General features: G+C 72.3%; 17 protein-coding genes and 2 pseudogenes. 11 read left to right on the top strand and 8 right to left on the bottom strand.

The features are described 5' to 3' along the window. Positions 1-357: 357 nt before the first annotated feature. On the bottom strand, positions 358-1200 hold the full coding sequence (locus tag ACFVIU_RS35085; RefSeq protein WP_385847566.1) for a class I SAM-dependent methyltransferase: 843 nt from the start codon (positions 1198-1200) through the stop codon (positions 358-360). Between ACFVIU_RS35085 and ACFVIU_RS35080 the strand changes: the two genes are divergently transcribed. The 4 genes and pseudogenes from ACFVIU_RS35080 to ACFVIU_RS35065 all read left to right on the top strand — a co-directional run. Next, positions 1192-1380: a hypothetical protein gene (locus tag ACFVIU_RS35080; protein WP_385847564.1), complete on the top strand. Its 189-nt coding sequence runs from the start codon at positions 1192-1194 to the stop codon at positions 1378-1380. The genes ACFVIU_RS35085 and ACFVIU_RS35080 overlap by 9 nt on opposite strands. A gap of 312 nt (positions 1381-1692) precedes the next feature. Next, entirely contained in the window at positions 1693-2334 is a 642-nt protein-coding gene (locus tag ACFVIU_RS35075; protein ID WP_385847563.1) for a nucleotidyltransferase domain-containing protein, read from the top strand. Positions 2335-2402: 68 nt separating this feature from the next. Further along, a complete protein-coding gene (locus ACFVIU_RS35070; RefSeq protein WP_385847561.1) occupies positions 2403-2582 on the top strand; it encodes a hypothetical protein in 180 nt (59 codons plus the stop codon). Positions 2583-2641: 59 nt separating this feature from the next. Further along, a pseudogene (locus ACFVIU_RS35065) lies at positions 2642-2857 on the top strand (2-phosphosulfolactate phosphatase); the annotation flags it as partial. A gap of 22 nt (positions 2858-2879) precedes the next feature. On the opposite strand, the gene istB reads toward ACFVIU_RS35065, so the two are convergent. Both istB and ACFVIU_RS35055 read right to left on the bottom strand, forming a co-directional pair. Further along, the gene (gene istB / locus ACFVIU_RS35060; protein WP_385847560.1) at positions 2880-3677 is read right to left on the bottom strand and encodes an IS21-like element helper ATPase IstB; all 798 of its coding nucleotides are present in this window, start codon (positions 3675-3677) and stop codon (positions 2880-2882) included. 222 nt (positions 3678-3899) lie between these two features. Further along, positions 3900-4148: a hypothetical protein gene (locus tag ACFVIU_RS35055; RefSeq protein WP_385847645.1), complete on the bottom strand. Its 249-nt coding sequence runs from the start codon at positions 4146-4148 to the stop codon at positions 3900-3902. A gap of 357 nt (positions 4149-4505) precedes the next feature. Here ACFVIU_RS35055 and ACFVIU_RS35050 point away from each other — a divergent pair, with 357 nt between their 5' ends. Both ACFVIU_RS35050 and ACFVIU_RS35045 read left to right on the top strand, forming a co-directional pair. Next, positions 4506-5114 carry a winged helix-turn-helix domain-containing protein gene (locus ACFVIU_RS35050; protein WP_385847558.1) on the top strand — a complete coding sequence of 203 codons (609 nt, stop codon included), beginning with the start codon at positions 4506-4508 and terminating at the stop codon, positions 5112-5114. After that, positions 5111-6739, top strand: coding sequence for an MFS transporter (locus ACFVIU_RS35045; protein ID WP_385847556.1), 1629 nt, complete (start codon positions 5111-5113; stop codon positions 6737-6739). The genes ACFVIU_RS35050 and ACFVIU_RS35045 overlap by 4 nt, the downstream gene beginning before the upstream one ends. A gap of 225 nt (positions 6740-6964) precedes the next feature. On the opposite strand, the gene ACFVIU_RS35040 is transcribed toward ACFVIU_RS35045, so the two are convergent. Next, on the bottom strand, positions 6965-7342 hold the full coding sequence (locus ACFVIU_RS35040) for a TMEM175 family protein (RefSeq protein WP_385847555.1): 378 nt from the start codon (positions 7340-7342) through the stop codon (positions 6965-6967). 122 nt (positions 7343-7464) lie between these two features. Here ACFVIU_RS35040 and ACFVIU_RS35035 point away from each other — a divergent pair, with 122 nt between their 5' ends. The 3 genes and pseudogenes from ACFVIU_RS35035 to ACFVIU_RS35025 all read left to right on the top strand — a co-directional run bounded on the left by ACFVIU_RS35035 (position 7465) and on the right by ACFVIU_RS35025 (position 9367). Then, complete coding sequence (locus ACFVIU_RS35035) at positions 7465-7731, top strand: hypothetical protein (RefSeq protein ID WP_385847553.1); 267 nt, start codon at positions 7465-7467, stop codon at positions 7729-7731. A gap of 16 nt (positions 7732-7747) precedes the next feature. Then, positions 7748-8065, top strand: a complete 318-nt coding sequence (locus ACFVIU_RS35030; protein WP_385847552.1) for a hypothetical protein — start codon at positions 7748-7750, stop codon at positions 8063-8065. Between the two features lie 565 nt (positions 8066-8630). Next, positions 8631-9367: pseudogene (locus tag ACFVIU_RS35025) on the top strand (hypothetical protein). Positions 9368-9379: 12 nt separating this feature from the next. Here the strand turns inward: ACFVIU_RS35025 and ACFVIU_RS35020 are convergent. Genes ACFVIU_RS35020 through ACFVIU_RS35005 form a run of 4 tightly spaced genes read right to left on the bottom strand, consistent with a single transcriptional unit; the run spans position 9380 to position 14206 of the window. After that, complete coding sequence (locus tag ACFVIU_RS35020; RefSeq protein WP_385847550.1) at positions 9380-10366, bottom strand: DUF5914 domain-containing protein; 987 nt, start codon at positions 10364-10366, stop codon at positions 9380-9382. Next, positions 10363-11385: a phytoene/squalene synthase family protein gene (locus ACFVIU_RS35015; protein WP_385847549.1), complete on the bottom strand. Its 1023-nt coding sequence runs from the start codon at positions 11383-11385 to the stop codon at positions 10363-10365. Before ACFVIU_RS35015 ends, ACFVIU_RS35020 begins: the two co-directional genes overlap by 4 nt. Continuing rightward, positions 11382-12917, bottom strand: a complete 1536-nt coding sequence (locus ACFVIU_RS35010) for a phytoene desaturase (RefSeq protein WP_385847548.1) — start codon at positions 12915-12917, stop codon at positions 11382-11384. Before ACFVIU_RS35010 ends, ACFVIU_RS35015 begins: the two co-directional genes overlap by 4 nt. Next, positions 12914-14206 (bottom strand): polyprenyl synthetase family protein, encoded by a 1293-nt coding sequence (locus ACFVIU_RS35005; RefSeq protein ID WP_385847547.1) that lies wholly within the window; start codon positions 14204-14206, stop codon positions 12914-12916. The genes ACFVIU_RS35010 and ACFVIU_RS35005 overlap by 4 nt, the downstream gene beginning before the upstream one ends. Positions 14207-14478: 272 nt before the next feature. Here ACFVIU_RS35005 and ACFVIU_RS35000 point away from each other — a divergent pair, with 272 nt between their 5' ends. Together ACFVIU_RS35000 and ACFVIU_RS34995 are read left to right on the top strand one after the other, a co-directional pair. After that, entirely contained in the window at positions 14479-15666 is a 1188-nt protein-coding gene (locus tag ACFVIU_RS35000) for a lycopene cyclase family protein (RefSeq protein ID WP_385847643.1), read from the top strand. Positions 15667-15707: 41 nt separating this feature from the next. After that, positions 15708-16427: a class I SAM-dependent methyltransferase gene (locus ACFVIU_RS34995; RefSeq protein WP_385847545.1), complete on the top strand. Its 720-nt coding sequence runs from the start codon at positions 15708-15710 to the stop codon at positions 16425-16427. Positions 16428-16471 lie beyond the last annotated feature (44 nt).

Raw genomic sequence — 16471 nt, 5'->3', positions numbered from 1 at the left:
GCGGGCGCGGGGGGCCCGGGGGGCCGCCCCCCCGGGGGGGGGGGGGGGGGCGGGCCCCCCCCCCCCCCCCCCGGCGAAGCCAGCATCCCAGCTTGAAGCCGTCGTGGACGGTGCCGATTTCGGCGGCGAGGGTTCCGGGGGGGCGTGGTAGGAGCGTGCGTAGCCAAGTCCGGTGTCGAAGTCGACGCCGCCGCCACGGTCATCGCGGCCCTACTCGCGGAGAACACGGCCCTCCGTTGGCAGATCGCCCAACGCTCAGCCGTCGTCATCCCGCTCGACCGAGCACACGCCACACGCGAGTGAAGGTGGCTCGGAACCAGCCTGGGGCCGGCGGGCTGACATGGTGAGGTGCCGTGATCAATCCTCGTGGCGCCGACGCGCGAGATGGACGGTGATGTCGGCGGCCATCTCGACTCTGTCCGGCAGTACCTGCATGATCTCGCTGAATACCTGCTCTCGCTCCGCGGTCGGCAAGACGAGATAAGCCGAGATGGTGGAGAGATGACCAACGTAGTCGCGAGCGCTCATCGTCACGCGCCGTTCGATCACGGACTGCTGAACGCCGGTGAACCACTCCGACTGTTGCAGCTCCGTACCTGGCCACTGCATCTCATGGCCTGGAGGCGTCCCGTCAGGTGACGGAATCTCGTCACTCTCCAAGAATGGTGCTCGCGCCGCGCGGACAGCCTCCTCCACAGCCGGGTCAGCCAGTTGAAATGGCCCGCCGCATGAGGCGAATACACCACCGGGTTCCAGCAGCGCGGCCACGCGCGACCACCGGCCCTCCGGGTTCGTCCAATGCAGCGCTGCTGCCGCATAGACCAGTCCATACCTTTCGCCTGGTCGCAAGTCCTCGAACGCGGCGTGCACCGTTCTGACGCTCGTCGGCACGTGCTTGCGCAGTTCGGCGAGCATGGCCCCGTCAGGATCGGTGGCGGTGACCATGACCCCTCGTTGAGCGAACAGGCGGGTTGCCTTGCCTGTCCCAGCGCCGATCTCAAGGGCAGTCCGAACCGGGCGGCCCGCATAGGCCATCACCATGTCGAACAGCTCCACGGGATACCCCGGCCGGAACCGTTCGTATGCTTCCGCCACCACTCCGAAACTCAGCGCGCGACCAGACATGCCCAGCATCCTGACACGAGCGGCCCCTGCGTGCTTGATCTCTTCCGGGGGCTCAGACGCGAGCTGATGTCTCATGAGACACATCGAAGTCTGGAGAACGACGGCTACCGTGCGCGCGTCTTCACCTCGTGGCCGGCGCCCGGTCCGCTGCTGGTGCAGTCCCGCCGGGGCAGCCGCATGCAGAGCCGCTTCCCTGATCTGGTGGACGCGGCCGCGGACCTGCCCGATGGCCTGGTCCGCGACGGCGCTATGTGACCGGTACGGTGTCTCAGACCCAGGGTGTCTCAGGCGGAGCGCCTCCATAGACGAGACACGGTCGCCGCCGATGGCTCCGGGAGCCGAAGAAGGAAAAGGGCCCGCGCGGCCCTATTTCCTTCTTCGGCTCGCCGAACCAGATCCGGCCTCGGTACTGGTGGGCTCTCGTATTCAACTGTCGCGAGTTCGCCGAGGAGTCCATCCGGCTGGTGACTTTGCGTGATCGCCGGTGTCATACAGCTCGAGGACCCGTTGCTCGCCCTCATCGACTACAGCCAGGGGGACCTTCGAGTCCACTGATAGATTCCTGCGGTGAGCGAGCAACTACCCAGCGGCGGCATCGAGCTGTCCCCCGGTGAGATCGAAGCCCTCCCCGCCAGGTGGTCGTCCTGCTGGACCCCGAGGGAGGTCGCGCAGCAGCTAGCCGGGATCAGCACGCCCTGGTACGTGGCCGCGGGCTGGGCGCTGGACTTGTTCCGCGGCAGGCAGACGCGCGCTCATGGAGACATCGAGATCGCGATTCCAGCCGCGGGCTTCCCCGAGGTCCGTGACCGCTTCCCCGGCTACGTCTTCGACGCGGCAGGCAGCGGCCGGATCTGGGAAGACGCCACATCGGAGGTGCTGGCCGCGGTTCATCAGACATGGCTCCGCGACCCAGCCACCGGAGACTACCTGCTCGACGTGTTCCGCGAACCACACGACGGCGATACCTGGATCTGCCGACGCGATGAGAGGGTCCGGCTTCCCTACAGCGACATCGTCCACCACACCCAGGACGGCATCCCGTATCTGGCACCCGAACTGGTCCTCCTGTTCAAGGCCAAGCACGTCCGCCGAAAGGATCAAGCAGATTTCGATGCGACGGTCCCGCACATGACCTCGGCTCAGTGCGAGACCCTGGCCGAGCTGCTCGCCCGCGTACACCCGGGGCATCCCTGGATTGCGGACCTGTAGCTGGCCCTCTACTGGGGAGCTTGTGTGTTCAACTGTTGCTGATTCCACGAGCCCACTGGTGACCGGCTGTGATCGCCAGCGACGTATCGGCTCCAGGTCCCGCCGCCTTCTCTGAGGAGGCGGCTGGTGGCTTTGTCGTGGTAGCCGAGGGCGTCCGCGACGACGGGGGGCTGGCAGTCGAGGAGTTGTTGCCGGATGGCGGCTCCGTGGGCGGCTGCGACCGGGACGCCGATCTCGCGCAGTCGTGAGGACATGTGGTCGCGACGGGCCGGCCGTCCGGCCCGGCCATCTCGCCAGAGGCGATCCTGAGGTGGCCCCGTATCTCCACCGTGCGAGAACCTCCCGGGCAGCCGCCGACCTTGCCGACGGGGTGCGACGCGGATACCAAGGTGTTCATCCCCACGATGTCGACCTGTGCCTGGAGGTGGACAGATTCCCTTTCGCGATGGTCGCTCGTCAGGAAGATTCTCTGACCGTGCTGCGTCCCGTCGCAGTGCCTGACGAGTCAGCCGAGACCCGCTGACCTGCTGCCGCCGTCGGTCGGGTCACCCCGCTTCGGCGGGTTCCTCGGCCCGGGCGCGTGGGGTGGCGAGGCGGTAGAAGTCGGTGCCGGTCTCGATGATGGTGCCGTTGAAGGTGAGGCGGTCGACGATGGCCGCGCAGAGGCGGGGGTCGGTGAAGGTCTTGGTCCAGCCGCCGAACGACTCGTTGGAGGCGATGGCGACGCTGTTCTTCTCCGCGCGTTCGGTCAGGACCTGGAAGAGGAGTTCGGCGCCGTGACGGTCGAGTTCCATGTAGCCGAGTTCGTCGATGCAGAGCAGGTCGACGCGGCCGTAGCGGGCGATGGTCTTGTTCAGCTGCTTCTCGTCGGCGGCCTCGACCAGCTCGTTCACGAGCTTCGTGGCGAGCGTGTAGCGGACGCGGTAGCCCTTCATCGCGGCCTCGGTGCCGAGGGCGATCAGCATGTGGGACTTGCCGGTGCCGGAGTCGCCGATCAGGCAGAGCTGCTGTCCCTTCTTGATCCATGCGCAGCTGGCGAGGGTGTGGATGGTCGCGGGGTCGATGTTGGGATTGGCCTCGAAGTCGAAGGTCCGCAGGGACTTCTCACGGGGGAAGTTCGCCGCCTTGATCCGCCGCTCCGAGCGGCGGCGGGCCCGGTCGTCGCACTCAGCCATCAGAAGCTCAGCGAGGAATCCGCGGTAGGTCATCTGGTCCTTCACCGCCCGGTCGGCGATGTCGGAGAACTCGTTGTGGATCGACGGAAGCCGCAGCAGACGGCAGGCGGAGTCGATGGCCGCGTCGGCGGCCTGCTCGGTCAAGCCTCGCTGGCGCGGCGGAGTCATCGTGCTTCTCCCTCTCGGTGGTCACCGCCGCTTGCCCGGCGGCGTCGGAGCCACTGGTCGTAGTGGGCCACCGAGGGCAGCGGCCTGGTGTCCGGCGGAAGGTGCGCGAGCCGCCATTCGTGCAGCGATGTCACCGTCGCCGACGGCTGTCCGGGGACCCATAGATCCGGTGCGGGCTCGGTTTCGGACTGAGCGGCTTTGCGAGCCTCCAGCGCGACCGCGTCAGCGGTCATGGCCCCGGCTCGCAAAGCGGCGGCCAGGCCGGCGACGACGTGTTCGTGCGGCATGTTGCGTCCGAGCAAGAGCACTTCGATCAGTGCGCGGGTGCCGCGCGTGCGGGATCACCCCGGTCACCCTGGCTCCGGACCGGTGTGCGGCCTGGGAAACGGCGCCCATGATGCCGGCGCCGCCCGCACCGTAGACCAGATCGGCACCACGGAGCCCGAGCCCCTCGCCGAGCGCGGTCGCCATCTCCACGTAGTGCGGCGTACGGCCGCCGCGCGAACCGCAGAGCACGCCGATGCGCCGCGAGCTCGATGTGGGAAAAGCCATGTTGAATTCCCGTCCTAAGACGGTGGTCGGGTTCTCTTCGGCAGGCTAGAGGAATTCCCCGGGAATCTCGCCGCGCACCGGCGTATTTCCACCCGAGGGGCAGGACTCCACGTCGCCCGATCATTTCCACGCAGTGAAATATATATTTCAAGTCGGGTGAAAGTCCTGGCTCTGGCGCGAGCGGACAGGCGTAAATCCTGTCAAAAGGGCGCCAACGTGGCCGTGTTCCGAGGGGCGACGCTTGCACCCGATGGCATCCCGGCGCAGTGTTGAAAGATGTCTTTCACGTCCCGAGCGAACTCCGTTGCCGGCCCCGGACGGGTCCCGATCACCGATGTGCGCGTCCTGGGGGCCTTCGCGCACCCCCTGCGCCTTCGCCTGCTGCACCACCTCATGCGCAAGGGACCGGACACCGCGAGCCGCTGCGCAGAGGCGGTCGACGACTCGGCCTCCAACTGCAGCTACCACCTCCGCCTGCTCCACCGGTACGGACTCGTGGAGCGCGTCGAGGCGGAGGACGGCTCCGACGCCCGCGACCGGCCGTGGCGCGCGGTCGCCACCGGTTTCGACTTCCTGCCGGACGGCCAGGGCCCCGAGTCGCTCGCCGCCCACTCGGCGGTCGTCGGGGCCGAGCTGGGCGAACTCACCCGTCTCGTGCGGCACTTCCTCGCCGACTTCGGCTCACTGGAGGAGCCGTGGCAGCGGGCGGCGGTGTTCGACTCCTACGCACTCGCCCTCACACCGGACGAACTCCTCCACCTGACCTCGGTGATCGATCTGCTGGTACGCCCGTACATCATCGCCAACCGCCGTGACGTGCCGCCCGACGCGGCCGAGATCAGCTTCAGCGTCCAGGCGTTCCGCCGGCCCAAGGAGCAGAGTTGACCCCCGAAGTGCGCCGAAGGAAGCGGACCGCGTCCGCCGGAACCGCCGAGTCCCTGCGGAACTCCGCGAACTCCCCGATACGCAACCCGCGCTTCCGCGCCTTATGGGCGGCCGGGCTGCTCGACGACACGATCGACTGGATGCTGGTCACCGCCATCCCGATCTTCGTCTACCGCATGACCGAGTCGGCGATGACGACGTCCCTCGCCTTTCTGATCGAACTCGCGCCGGGCGTCCTCGTCGGCTCCCTCGCCGGGATCGCCGCGGACCGGTACGACCGCAAGAAGCTGCTGCTCGTCTGCACGCTGCTGCACGCGGCCCTGGCGGCCCTGCTCCTTCCGGTCACCTCCGGCGACCAGCTGTGGCTCGTCTACGCGGTGATCGCGGGGCGCGCGGTGTGCGCGCAGTTCGTCCTGACGTCGAAGAACGCGCTGCTGCCCGACCTCGTGGAGCCCGGACAGAGCGTGGCGGCCAGCAACCTGGTCGTCCTGAACTCCAACCTCGGCCGCCTGGGCGGCAGTCTGCTCGGCGGCATCGTGGTCGCCGGGGGACTGCGCCCGTTGGCGGCGGGCTCGGTCATCGGCCTGCTCCTGACGGCCGGGGTGGTCAGCCGGATCCGTCGGCCCGAACGCGCGCCGGTCAGGCCCGGGTCGGAGGCGACCGCGACTGGGAGCGCGCCGGCGGGACCGATGTCCACGTCGACGTCCGTGGGCTCGGCGGCCGACGAGAGGGCCCAGCGCGCCGAGGCGACCGACCCTGCGGCTGCCGCGGGCCCCGGCCGGATGTTCCGGCACTGGCGCGAAGGCGTCGCGCTGATCACCGACGACCGCCGCCTACGCGTGTCCTTCCTCGCGGCCATCCTCTGCGCCATAGGCCAGGGCCTGTTCGTCGTCCTGTTCGTCGTCTTCGTCGCCACCACCCTGCACGGAACTGACGCCGAGATCGGCCTGCTGCGCAGCATCCAGGGCATCGGCGGCATCGCGGGCGGCCTGGCGCTGGGCTTCCTGGGCACCCGCGTGCACCCGAGGCCGCTGATCACCTGGGGAGCGCTGTCCTTCTCCGGACTGGCGCTGCTGATCTGGAACGCGCCGATGGTCACCACCGCCTTCGGCGTGTACGTCGCCCTGTTCGCCGTGGTGGGCCTGCCCGGTGGCGTCTACTACGCCGGGGTGCTCGGGATGGTCCAGCAGCGGGTTCCCGCCGACCACGTGGGCCGGGCACTCGGCTCCTTCTACACCGTGTCCAACGGCGCGCAAGCCATCGGCATGGCCCTCGCGGGCCTGCTCGCCGACCGCCTGGGCCCGGTATCGCTGCTGAACGCGCAGGCCGTGCTCTACCTGGCCGCCGGCCTGATGGCCCTGCTCGTACTGGGCGCCCGCAACACCCCGGAGACCCGGGCGACCACCACGCCCCCGCCCCCGCGCAGGCACCGCTGCCCGACCCGCACGGATAGCACCGCAGCCCGTACCGGCACCTGCTGCCGTCCAGCGAGACGCGCACCCGCAGGACGATCGACGACGGCCCCGGACGCCCCACCCTGGCACCAAAAAGCACGAGGCCCGAAGACCTCGCCCGCTCACCTCGGGAGGGTCATTCAGGAGGAATCGGAGTCAGCTCTGCTCTGATCAGGAGGCACGGGTTGTCGGCCGTGACGCTCGTTTGACGCTCTGGCCGCCCGTAAGCAGGACAGCGAGCCAGGAAAGCGGCTCTGACCTGGGATTTTACGCGAACGACTCAGGCCGACATCTTTCCGATGACGACCATCGTCGAGGCGTAGACCGCGGCGGCGGTGTGCGCGTCGGTGTCCCGCCCGGTCAGATACGTGGCGAGCAGGCGGGTGGGGAACGGGATCACCGAGACGGCGAGCAGACGAGGAGGTTCGCGAACAGCGTGCGGCGGCCCACCCGGCGCGCCAGGCCGCCCAGGGCGTGGTGGTGGATCCAGACGAGCCCGATGACGAGGAAGCTGACCAGGCACGCGAAATAGGCCGGCCACTGCCGGGCGAGGGCGTGGGCGAGCGACTCGCCGTGCAGGGCGTCGGGCTCCGGCACCCGCAGATCCAGCACGAGCAGTGTGACGGCGATGGCGAACACGCCGTCACTGGACGCCTCCAGACGCGCGGTGCTGCAGTCGGCCGCGCTGCGGCGCCCGGAGACGCCCGGCCCGGTGGTCATCACGGCTCCGGTGAGGAAGGGGACGCGGTGGACCTCGGTCCGACCCTTCCCCACCGGGGCACGGCGCAACCACCGCGCCGACGGCCTGTATCGCACTCCGCCCGACGCCGATGCGGTGAAGTCGCCCTGCGGGGGTACCGGCACAGGACGTGTACATGCCTGCCCGGGAGGGGCCGATGGAAGCGGTGAAGCAGTTGCGGCAGCTCAGGACCGTGTACGCCTGGGGCGCGGCCGCCTGGACCGGGTGTCTGCTGCTCACCTTCGTGGACGAGCGCGGGACGACCCGGCAGACGGTGCTGCTGCTGGTGCTCCTCGCCGCCTTCCTGACCCTGCTGCTGTGGTCGACCTGGTGCCTGTGGGAGTCCGGGGCGCTGCGCGCGGCGAAGCGGCGGCCCGAGACCGCGAGCGGTACGGCACCGCAAGGCGGGGCAGGCGAGAGGTGACCTAGGGAGGATCACCATGACGACGTACGTCATCTCCGTGCCGGGCACGTTCACCGGCGGGGCCGCGCACGACGTGCGGGACGAACTGGTGCGCGCGCTGCGCCCGGCCGACCCGCACCGCACGCACATGGGGGAGCGCGAGGACATCGACATCCTCACCGTCCATGACGACGACACCTTCACCGTCCGCCTCACCGTGGAGGCGGACAGCGGCCCCGAGGCGGAGGGCAAGGGCCGCCGGCTCACGGAGTCCGCGCTGAACGCCGTCGGCCTGGACGACGGCGCGGCACTCTTGGGCCCGGCCGTGGTCACGGGTATCGACACCGGGGCGTGAAGCGGCGAGCGCTCACGCGACCGGCCCGCGCAGGTCACACGTTCGGGTGAACCAGCGCTGCCTGCCGGAGCGGCGTCACCGCCGACCCCGCCGACTCCCGCACCGGCACGTTCCGGGCCACGCGCCGGTCCCACGGCCTGTGGGACAGGGACCGCTGACCACAAAGGACAGCGCCGAGAGGTTCATGGTGCGCACCGGCGACCGCCTGGAGACCCAGGTCCGGCTGCCCGTCGGACTCGGCGCCTGGCCGGCGATCTGGACGTGGCGCGACGGCGGCAACGAGGTGGACGTGTTCGAGTACCACCCGGACAACCCCGACCTGCTGGAGCTCACCCACCCTGTGCGCCCCGGCGGCCGTTACGTCCACGACGACGCCGTCCGCCCCGGCGGAACCGCCGACCTCGCCGTGACGTTCGGCAGACGTGACGTGCTCTGGTGGCTGAACTGCCGCGAGCTCTCCGCCGACGGCCGCGGGGCGGGCTCCCACTGGCACACCTACCTGATCGTCAACCTCTCGGTGTGCGCAGGCCGCTACCACCCCTCGCCCGGACCCACGGCGAACGAGCTGTCGTACGAGGCCCAGAGCCTGCGCGACATCGCCTTGTGCCACCCGCTGGACGCCGCTGCCCTCATGGACGCCTTCGACGCGGTCGTCGTCCGCAACAGCGGCCCCGTGCTGCACTATCAGTAGGAGTACGACGCCGTCCGCGAGCAGGCGCTCGCCCGCGGCACCCGGGTGTACAACCCGCTGACCAGCCGCGGGGACATGGCCGGCAAGCAGTACCTGCTCGAACTCACGGCGGCCGGATTCCCGGTCATCCCCACCGTCGACCGGCCCGAGCACCTCGCGGAACTGCCGGACACCGACGGTTACGTGGTCAAGCCGAAGGCGGGCGCGGACTCCATAGGCCTCAGGGCCTTGCCCCGCGCTGCGCTGGACGGCCTGCCCCACGGCGACGTGGTGGTCCAGCCCCGCGTCGACTTCCGCCACGAGGTGCCCTTCTACTATGTCGACCGCGCCTTCCAGTACGCCCTGTACACCCCCGACCCCGAGCGGCGCTGGGTCCTCGAGCCCTGCGAGGCGACCGCTGCGGACCTGGACTTCGCCCGCCGCTTCATCGACTGGAACACCCTCGCCCACGGCATCCCGCGGGTGGACGCCTGCCGTACCCGGGACGGCGACCTGCTGCTGAGGGAGCTGGAGGACCTCAACCCCTCCCTGTCCTGGACCGCGTGGACGAGCCCGTCCGTGACGCCTTCGTCGCCGGCATGCCGGCCTCCCTCCGAAGTTTCCTGGACTGAGGGCGCGCGGCGTCAGCCGGGGAAGCGGCCGGTGGACCGCAGTTCCCAGCGGCGCTCGGCGTACGCGAGGTCGTCGCGCCACAGGCGTCCCGACGCCGCGCGCATCAGCGGACGCAGCAGCGGGGCCGCCCGCCGGGCGACGACGAAGCCACGGCGGTCGGAGGCGGCCAGCACGGCCTCGACGACCGCGGTACGCGGCCGGCCGTGCTCGTCGGCGCCCAGGGGCGTGGCGTGCGTCTCCACGACGGACCCTTCCCCCTCGCCCCGCGTGATGCGCATGACGACGGTGCGCGGCCCGGGAGCGGTGAACACGGCCCGCACCGGCACGACCAGCCGCCCCGCCACCTTGAACGAGACGTCCACGGTGAGGGCGTCGTCACCGTCCTCGGGCGTGCCGACCACGGTGAGGTCGACGAACGAGTACGGGTGGAACCACGCCCCGTGCCACGGGTCCAGGCGGTTGGCCAGCACGTCCTCGGGTTCGCAGACACCGGTGCCGGTGTAGACGGCCGTCAGGGCACGCTCGCGCTCGGGGCGCGGGGGCACGACCGGCGAGTCCGTCGGCGTCTCCCCGCCGGCCGCGTCGAGGCGCACCCACACCAGGACGCCGTCGTCGTGCACCGGTAGCGGCGTCCACCCCGCGTAGGGCCGGCCGTCGAGAGCCAGTCCGTGCCATTGGCACACCAGCGCGCCGCAGCGCACCGGGCTGTCGCGCAGCGGCGCCCCCAGGTGCGGGCACATGCCGGGGCCGCCGACGAGCCGGCCGTCGGCGGTGGGCCAGACGACCACCTCTTCACCCGCGACCGTGCGGGCCAGCGGGCGGTCCCTGCGTACCGCGGCGGACGCGCCGACGACGTACCAGTTCCCCGAGGCACGTGCCTCGGCGCGTTTGAGGGCCTGGGCGATCAGCGCCGGTTTGGCCTCGCGCCAGGTGGGCCGCTGCCGGTCCCATGGCACGGGGCTGCGGCGCAGCGACAGGGGGATGCGGCGGGGGCTCACGCGACCTCCTCCGGGACTGGCCGGCCCGCCGGAACGGGCATGACGTCGGGCAGGGGCGCCGTCACCGGCGGCAGCGGGCGGCGGGCGCGGGCGTGCCACCGCGCGAGAGCCACCCGGGTCAGCCCGTCGGCGGCCACCACGGCACGGTGCCGGCGTGGGACCACCGCACGGCGGTGCAGCACGGCGTACCCGTCCCGGGCGACGGCGTCGAGGATGCCGCTGTACAGGACGAACGCGGTGCGGATGCAGGGGCGTGAGACTGGGTCGAGCATGGCGATCCCCGGCGCCGCCTGGCGGTACACGCCCCGCGTGAGCGCCGCGAACTCCTTCAGAGCGGCGGTGATCCTGCGGTCGCGGCGGCCCGAGTCATGGCTCCAGCGCAGCAGTTCGCGGTCGACGCCGTGGCCGGCGAGCAGGTCGGCCGGCAGGTAGACCCGGCCGCGGTCCAGGTCCTCGCCGACGTCCCGCAGGAAGTTGCTCAGCTGGAAGGCCACCCCGAGCGCTGCCGCGTGCGGTGCGGCCACCTCGCGCGGCACCACCGTGCCGAGGACGGGCAGCATCTGCAGGCCGATGACAGCGGCGGATCCGTGCACGTAGCGGCGCAGGTCGGCGTACGTGGGGTAGTCCGTGACCGTGAGGTCGCAGCGCATCGCGGTCATGAAGTCGCGGAAGTGCGCGGGGTCGATGCCGTAGCGGCGGGCGGTGTCGGCGAGGGCGAGGACCACCGGTTCGTCGCTGCGAGCGCCGCCCAGCCCCGCGGCCAGGGCCTGGTCGAGCCGTGTCAGCGCCTCGAGGCGGGCGGCGGTGTTCGCGGCGGGATCGAGCGAGTCGACGATGTCGTCGGCCCAGCGCGCGAACCCGTAGAGGGCGTGGACGGCGGGCCTGCGCTCGACGGGCAGCAGCCGGGTGGCGAGGAAGTACGTCTTGCCGTGCCGCGCGTTCAGGGTGCGGCAGCGCCGGTACGCGGCGCGCAGCACCGGGTCGCCGATGCCCGCCGCGTCCAGTTCCCTGTCGGTCATACGGTGGTCTCCTTCGGCGGGGCCGGGCGGGTGCCGGCGGGGATGCGGTCCGGTCGTCCGGTGACGCGGGCGGCGGCGAGCTTCCCCGACACGAGTACGGTCGGCACGCCGACGCCCGGGGTGGTGCCGCAGCCGGCGAGGACGGCGTTCTCGGTGCCGCGCACCAGGTTGCGGGGCCGGAACGGGCCGGTCTGGGCGAAGGTGTGGGCCGCGGAGAAGGGCGTACCGGCGGCGTGGCCCTGCGCCTGCCAGGCGGCCGGGGTGACCAGGCACTCCTCCTCGATCGCGTCCCCGATGCCGTGCAGGCCGCGCCGCTCCAGCTCCCGCAGCAGCGTCGCCCGGTAGCGGGGGGCGAGGTCGCCCCACGCGGCGGCGCCCGGGCCGATGTCGGTGTTGGGGCAGGGCGCGAGGATGTAGTGCAGGTGGCGGCCCGGCGGAGCCAGCCCGGGATCGGTCGCGGTGGGACGGGTGACCAGCAGGGACGGATCGCTCATCAGCCGCCCGGTGCGCGTCAGTTCGTCGAAGGTGCCGCTCCAGGCGGCCCCGAACGACAGCGTGTGGTGGGCGAGTTGCGGCCATGTACGGTCGGTGCCGGCGTGCAGGACGACGGCGGACGGGGAGTGCCGCAGCCGCACCGGGCGCCGGGGCCGGTGGCCGAGCAGGCGGTAGGCGACGGGCAGGTCCGGGGTGAGGACGACCGCGTCGCAGGGGATGCGGTCCTCGTCGGTGACGACCGCGGTGACCCGCGCGCCGGACCGCTCCAGCCGGGTCACCTGCCGGCCGAACCGCAGCTCGGCACCCGCGTCGGCGGCGGCGTCCGCCATCGCCTGCGGCAGCGCGTGCATCCCGCCGCGCGGGAAGTAGACCCCGGCGACGGTGTCCATGTAGGCGATCACGGCGTACGCGGCCAGCGCCCGCGCCGGCGGCACACCGGCGTACAGCGCCTGGAAGGAGAAGACCCGCCGCAGCCGCTCGTCGTCCAGGAAACGGCCGATCCGGGCGTCCAGGCGGCCGAAGCCGCCGAGCGCCGCCAGCCGGGCCAGGTCGGCGTTGACCAGCCCGAGGGGCGAGTCGAAGTTCGCGTCGATGAACCGGCCCATCTGCGCCCGGTACAGCCGCTCCAGCCAGGTCCGCAGCCGCCGGTACCCGGCCGCCTCATGGGCTCCGGCGAAGCGTTCCACCTCCGCCGACATGGCGTCCACGTCGGTGTGCACGTCCAGCGTGCTGCTGTCCGCGAAGCAGGCCCGGTACGCCGGATGCAGGGCGATCAGCTCCACCCGCCGGTACAGGCTGTCGCCGACGGCGGCGAACGCCTCGTCGGCCAGGTCCGGCATGGTCAGCACGGTGGGACCGGTGTCGATCCGGTAACCGCCGAGTTCGAGGCGTCCGGCCCGGCCGCCGGGCAGCGCATCCCGTTCCACGACCGTGACCCGGCGCCCGGCGCCCAGCAGATGGAGGGCGGCCGACAGCCCCGCGAGGCCGGCCCCCACGACCACGACGTGGTCCGTACGACCGGGCAGTCGGCGTGTCATCGTCCGCTCTCCCGCCCGCCGAGGCCCGGCGCCCGAGCCGGACCGGGTCCGCCCCCGGCGGCCCGGCACAGCAGGGCCCGCAACCGGCTTCCGGCCTCGGCGTCGAGCGACGCGCCGTCGAAGTGCCGCAGCCCCCGCTCCACCAGGCGGGCGGCCTTCGCCCCGACCACGGTCCGGGCACCGGTCGCCTCCAGCACCGCCCGCACCTCCGCGAGGCCCGCGTCCGTCAGGCCGGTGTCCCCGAGCGACCTGTCCAGCACCTCCAGAGCGCGCTCGTCGCCGGCTGCCGCCGCCCGCGCCCGGGCCAGCGCCGTCAGATACGTCGGCTTGCCCTCACGGATGTCCGAGCCCCCGCTCTTCCCGGTCCGCCCGGGATCCCCGAAGACGTCGTCCAGGTCGTCGCGCAGCTGGAACGCCATGCCGACACAGCGCCCCGCGGCGTCCAGCGCGCCCACCGTCCTTTCGTCGGCGCCCGCGAGTGAGGCACCCAGCGCCAGGGGGCGGGCCACGGAGTACAGGGCGCTCTTGAGGCATGCGGTGTGCAGAGCGCGCGGCAGCGCCTGTGCGGAGGTCACCTGGTCGTGCACGTCCAGGTACTGGCCCGCGACCATCTCCGTGCGCATGTCGCTCCACAGTCGCCGCACCGGCCGTACCGCAGTCGCGGGGAGGACCGTCTCGGCGACCAGATCGTCCGCCCAGGCGAGGGCCAGATCGCCGGCCAGGATGCCGGCCGCTTCCCCGAAGCGTCCGGCGCGCCCGGCGGGGGCCGAACCGGCGTACCGGGCGCGCAGCTCCTGGTGCAGCGCGGGCCGGCCTCGCCGCAGCAGCGCACCGTCCATGACGTCGTCGTGCACCAGGGCGCAGGTCTGCAGCAGTTCCAGCGCTGCGCCGATGCGCAGGGCCGCCGCGATGCTCGCCCGGTCCTCGCCGCCGCACGCGCGCAGCGACCACCACAGCAGTTGCGACCTGGTGCGTTTGCCGCCGACCCGGGTGAAGTCCGCGACACCGGCCGCGAGGTCCGTGGCGAACTGCTCGTCGACGGCGTGCGCGCGGGCGACGCGCTCGGTGAGGACTCCGTCGAGGACACGTCCGACGGCGGCGGGCACGTCGGCGTCGACCTGGCGCGCGTCACTGGTCTCAGCCGGGCAGACGGCACCCGCCCGGCTCGTGTGCCCGTGGCCGTCCGACTCGTCCGCGCGCGTCCGTCCGGGCGATCCCGGCACCGGAAGCAGGCGCGGGACGGGCGGCGGCGCGGCGCCGTGGTGTTCCTTCGCCTGTGTGGGGCTCATCCCGCTTCCTCTCGTCGTGATCGCGATGCACTCGTCGGCACATGCTTCGGAGCGTCCGCCGGGTCCGGATGCGCAGGCGGCCGGCGAGGTGGGCGCCGGTGGCCGCGCGATGTCCTTTCCCCGTCCGTCACCGGGGGAACGGCGGAGCACCGCAGACGAGTGACCCGCATCCGTTCGGGCACACGGGCGGGAACACCGGAAGGCGAGGGGTCGGGCCCACGGCCCGGTCCACTGGCACGCGGGCGAGCGGGACATGGTCAGGAGGAGGCGTGGTGTTGGAGGCGGAGGTGGCGGTGGTCGGCGCCGGGGCCGCGGGCCTCTCCCTTGCCCACCGCCTGAGTGGGCACGTGCCGGGACTGCGGACGCCGTCCGTGATCCTGCTGGACGCCCCGCCCGGCCCGCTGCGCCCGACGAGCCGCACCTGGTGCTTCTGGGAGCGCGGCCGGGGGCGGTTCGACACCGCGGTCTCGGCGTGCTGGGAGCGGCTGCGGGTGCGTCCCCCCGCGGGCGACCCGATCGAGGACGGCATCGCCCCGCTGCGCTACAAGAGGATCCGCTCCGACGACTTCGAGGACCTGGTCGGCCGGGACCTCGCGCACAGCCCCAACGTGCGCCGGCTCCAGGCCACCGTGGAGACGGTGGAGGACGTCACCGGTGGCGCCCGCGTGTACCTGCGGGACACCGACGGCACCCGCCGCGTCCTGCACACCCGCTGGGTCCTCGACTCCCGCCCACTGGGCAGCCTGCCGGCCGCGCGCACCACCCTGCTCCAGCACTTCCACGGCTGGTTCGTCCGCACGGCCCGGCCGGTCTTCGACCCCGGCGTCGCCGACCTGATGGACTTCCGCACCCCCCAGCCCGCCGACGGCCTCTCCTTCGGCTACGTCCTGCCCACCGGACCGCACGAGGCGCTCGTCGAGTACACCGAGTTCTCACCGCGGACCCTGACCGCGAGCGGCTACGAGGCGGCGGTACGGCACTACGCCGACGACGTCCTGCGCCTCGGCGCGGGGGAGGTCCTCGCCACCGAGACCGGCGTCATCCCGATGACGGACGCCCCGATCGCCCGGCAGACCGGCGCGTCCGTCTTCCGTATCGGCGCCGCCGGGGGCGCCACCCGCCCCGCCACCGGATACACCTTCGCAGGTCTGCAACGCCAGACGCGGGCCGTCGCCGCCGCCTTGCGCCAAGGGCGCCGCCCCATGCCGCCGTCCGCCCACTCCGTGCGCTCCCGCGCCATGGACGCCGTACTGCTGCGCGCCCTGGCGAGCGGCCGGGTCGACGGTCCGGCGCTGTTCAGCGGGTTGTTCGCCCGGGTTCCCATGGCCCGGCTGCTGCGCTTCCTCGACGGGGACACCCGCCTGCACGAGGACCTCGCCATCGGCCTGCGCACCCCGATCCGCCCGATGCTCCACTCGGCCCTGGAACTGCCCTCCCTGCCCCGCCGCCCCTGCGACTGACGCCCCGACACCCGCCCCTCCCTTCCGCCTCTGGAGACCGCATGACCCTGCTGCGCGACGAGGACCTCGCCGCCGCCTTCGACCACGCCTCCCGCAGCTACGACACGCTGGTGGCCGCGAACCCCGGCTACCACGCCCATCTACGGCGCTCGGTACGCCGGCTCGGCCTGCCCGGACACGGTGAGGGGCTGCGCCTCCTCGACCTCGGCTGCGGCACCGGCGCCTCGACCGCCGCGCTGCGCTCCGCCCTGCCGGCCGCGGACATCACGGCCGTGGACGCCTCCGCCGGCATGCTGGAGCGGGCCGCCGCCAAGCCCTGGGCGGACGGCGTGACGTTCGTCCACGCGCCGGCGGAACGGCTGGCCGAAGCGGGCGTCAAGGGCCCGTTCGACGCGGTCTTCGCCGCCTACCTGCTGCGCAACGTCGACGACCCCGACGCCGTGCTGGCCGCCGTGCGCGAGCTGCTGGCGCCCGGCGGACGGCTCGGCGTGCACGAGTACACCCTCAGCGGAAGGGCCTTGGACCGCGCGGTGTGGACCCTGGTGTGCCGTGGTGTCGTCCAGCCCGCGGGGGCGGCCCTCGGCGACCGCGCCCTCTACCGTCATCTGTGGCGCAGCGTCGTCGATTTCGACACCGCCGGCCGTTTCGCGGACCGGCTGCGCACGGCCGGCTTCGACCACGTAAGGGCCCTGCCGCTGCCGGGCTGGCAGACCGGCATCACCCACACCTTCGTCGCACGTCGCCCGAAGGACACGCGATGATCGGCGACCACCGGCCGACCGGGGCCGCGGCGGTGGACGGCGAC

Source organism: Streptomyces sp. NPDC127190, assembly GCF_042672505.1.
GTDB lineage: Bacteria > Actinomycetota > Actinomycetes > Streptomycetales > Streptomycetaceae > Streptomyces.
Note: the sequence above shows the minus strand (reverse complement) of the source record. Positions and strands in the feature narration are given on the sequence as shown.

What these genes read in the sequence shown, in the direction of transcription:
- ACFVIU_RS35080 (WP_385847564.1), top strand. Translation starts at nt 1,192, where the DNA reads ATGTCTCATGAGACACATCGAAGTCTGGAGAACGACGGCTACCGTGCG.
- ACFVIU_RS35085 (WP_385847566.1), bottom strand. Translation starts at nt 1,200, where the DNA reads ATGAGACATCAGCTCGCGTCTGAGCCCCCGGAAGAGATCAAGCACGCA.
- istB (WP_385847560.1), bottom strand. Translation starts at nt 3,677, where the DNA reads ATGACTCCGCCGCGCCAGCGAGGCTTGACCGAGCAGGCCGCCGACGCG.
- ACFVIU_RS35055 (WP_385847645.1), bottom strand. Translation starts at nt 4,148, where the DNA reads ATGGCGACCGCGCTCGGCGAGGGGCTCGGGCTCCGTGGTGCCGATCTG.
- ACFVIU_RS35050 (WP_385847558.1), top strand. Translation starts at nt 4,506, where the DNA reads ATGTCTTTCACGTCCCGAGCGAACTCCGTTGCCGGCCCCGGACGGGTC.
- ACFVIU_RS35035 (WP_385847553.1), top strand. Translation starts at nt 7,465, where the DNA reads ATGGAAGCGGTGAAGCAGTTGCGGCAGCTCAGGACCGTGTACGCCTGG.
- ACFVIU_RS35030 (WP_385847552.1), top strand. Translation starts at nt 7,748, where the DNA reads ATGACGACGTACGTCATCTCCGTGCCGGGCACGTTCACCGGCGGGGCC.
- ACFVIU_RS35015 (WP_385847549.1), bottom strand. Translation starts at nt 11,385, where the DNA reads ATGACCGACAGGGAACTGGACGCGGCGGGCATCGGCGACCCGGTGCTG.
- ACFVIU_RS35010 (WP_385847548.1), bottom strand. Translation starts at nt 12,917, where the DNA reads ATGACACGCCGACTGCCCGGTCGTACGGACCACGTCGTGGTCGTGGGG.
- ACFVIU_RS35005 (WP_385847547.1), bottom strand. Translation starts at nt 14,206, where the DNA reads ATGAGCCCCACACAGGCGAAGGAACACCACGGCGCCGCGCCGCCGCCC.
- ACFVIU_RS34995 (WP_385847545.1), top strand. Translation starts at nt 15,708, where the DNA reads ATGACCCTGCTGCGCGACGAGGACCTCGCCGCCGCCTTCGACCACGCC.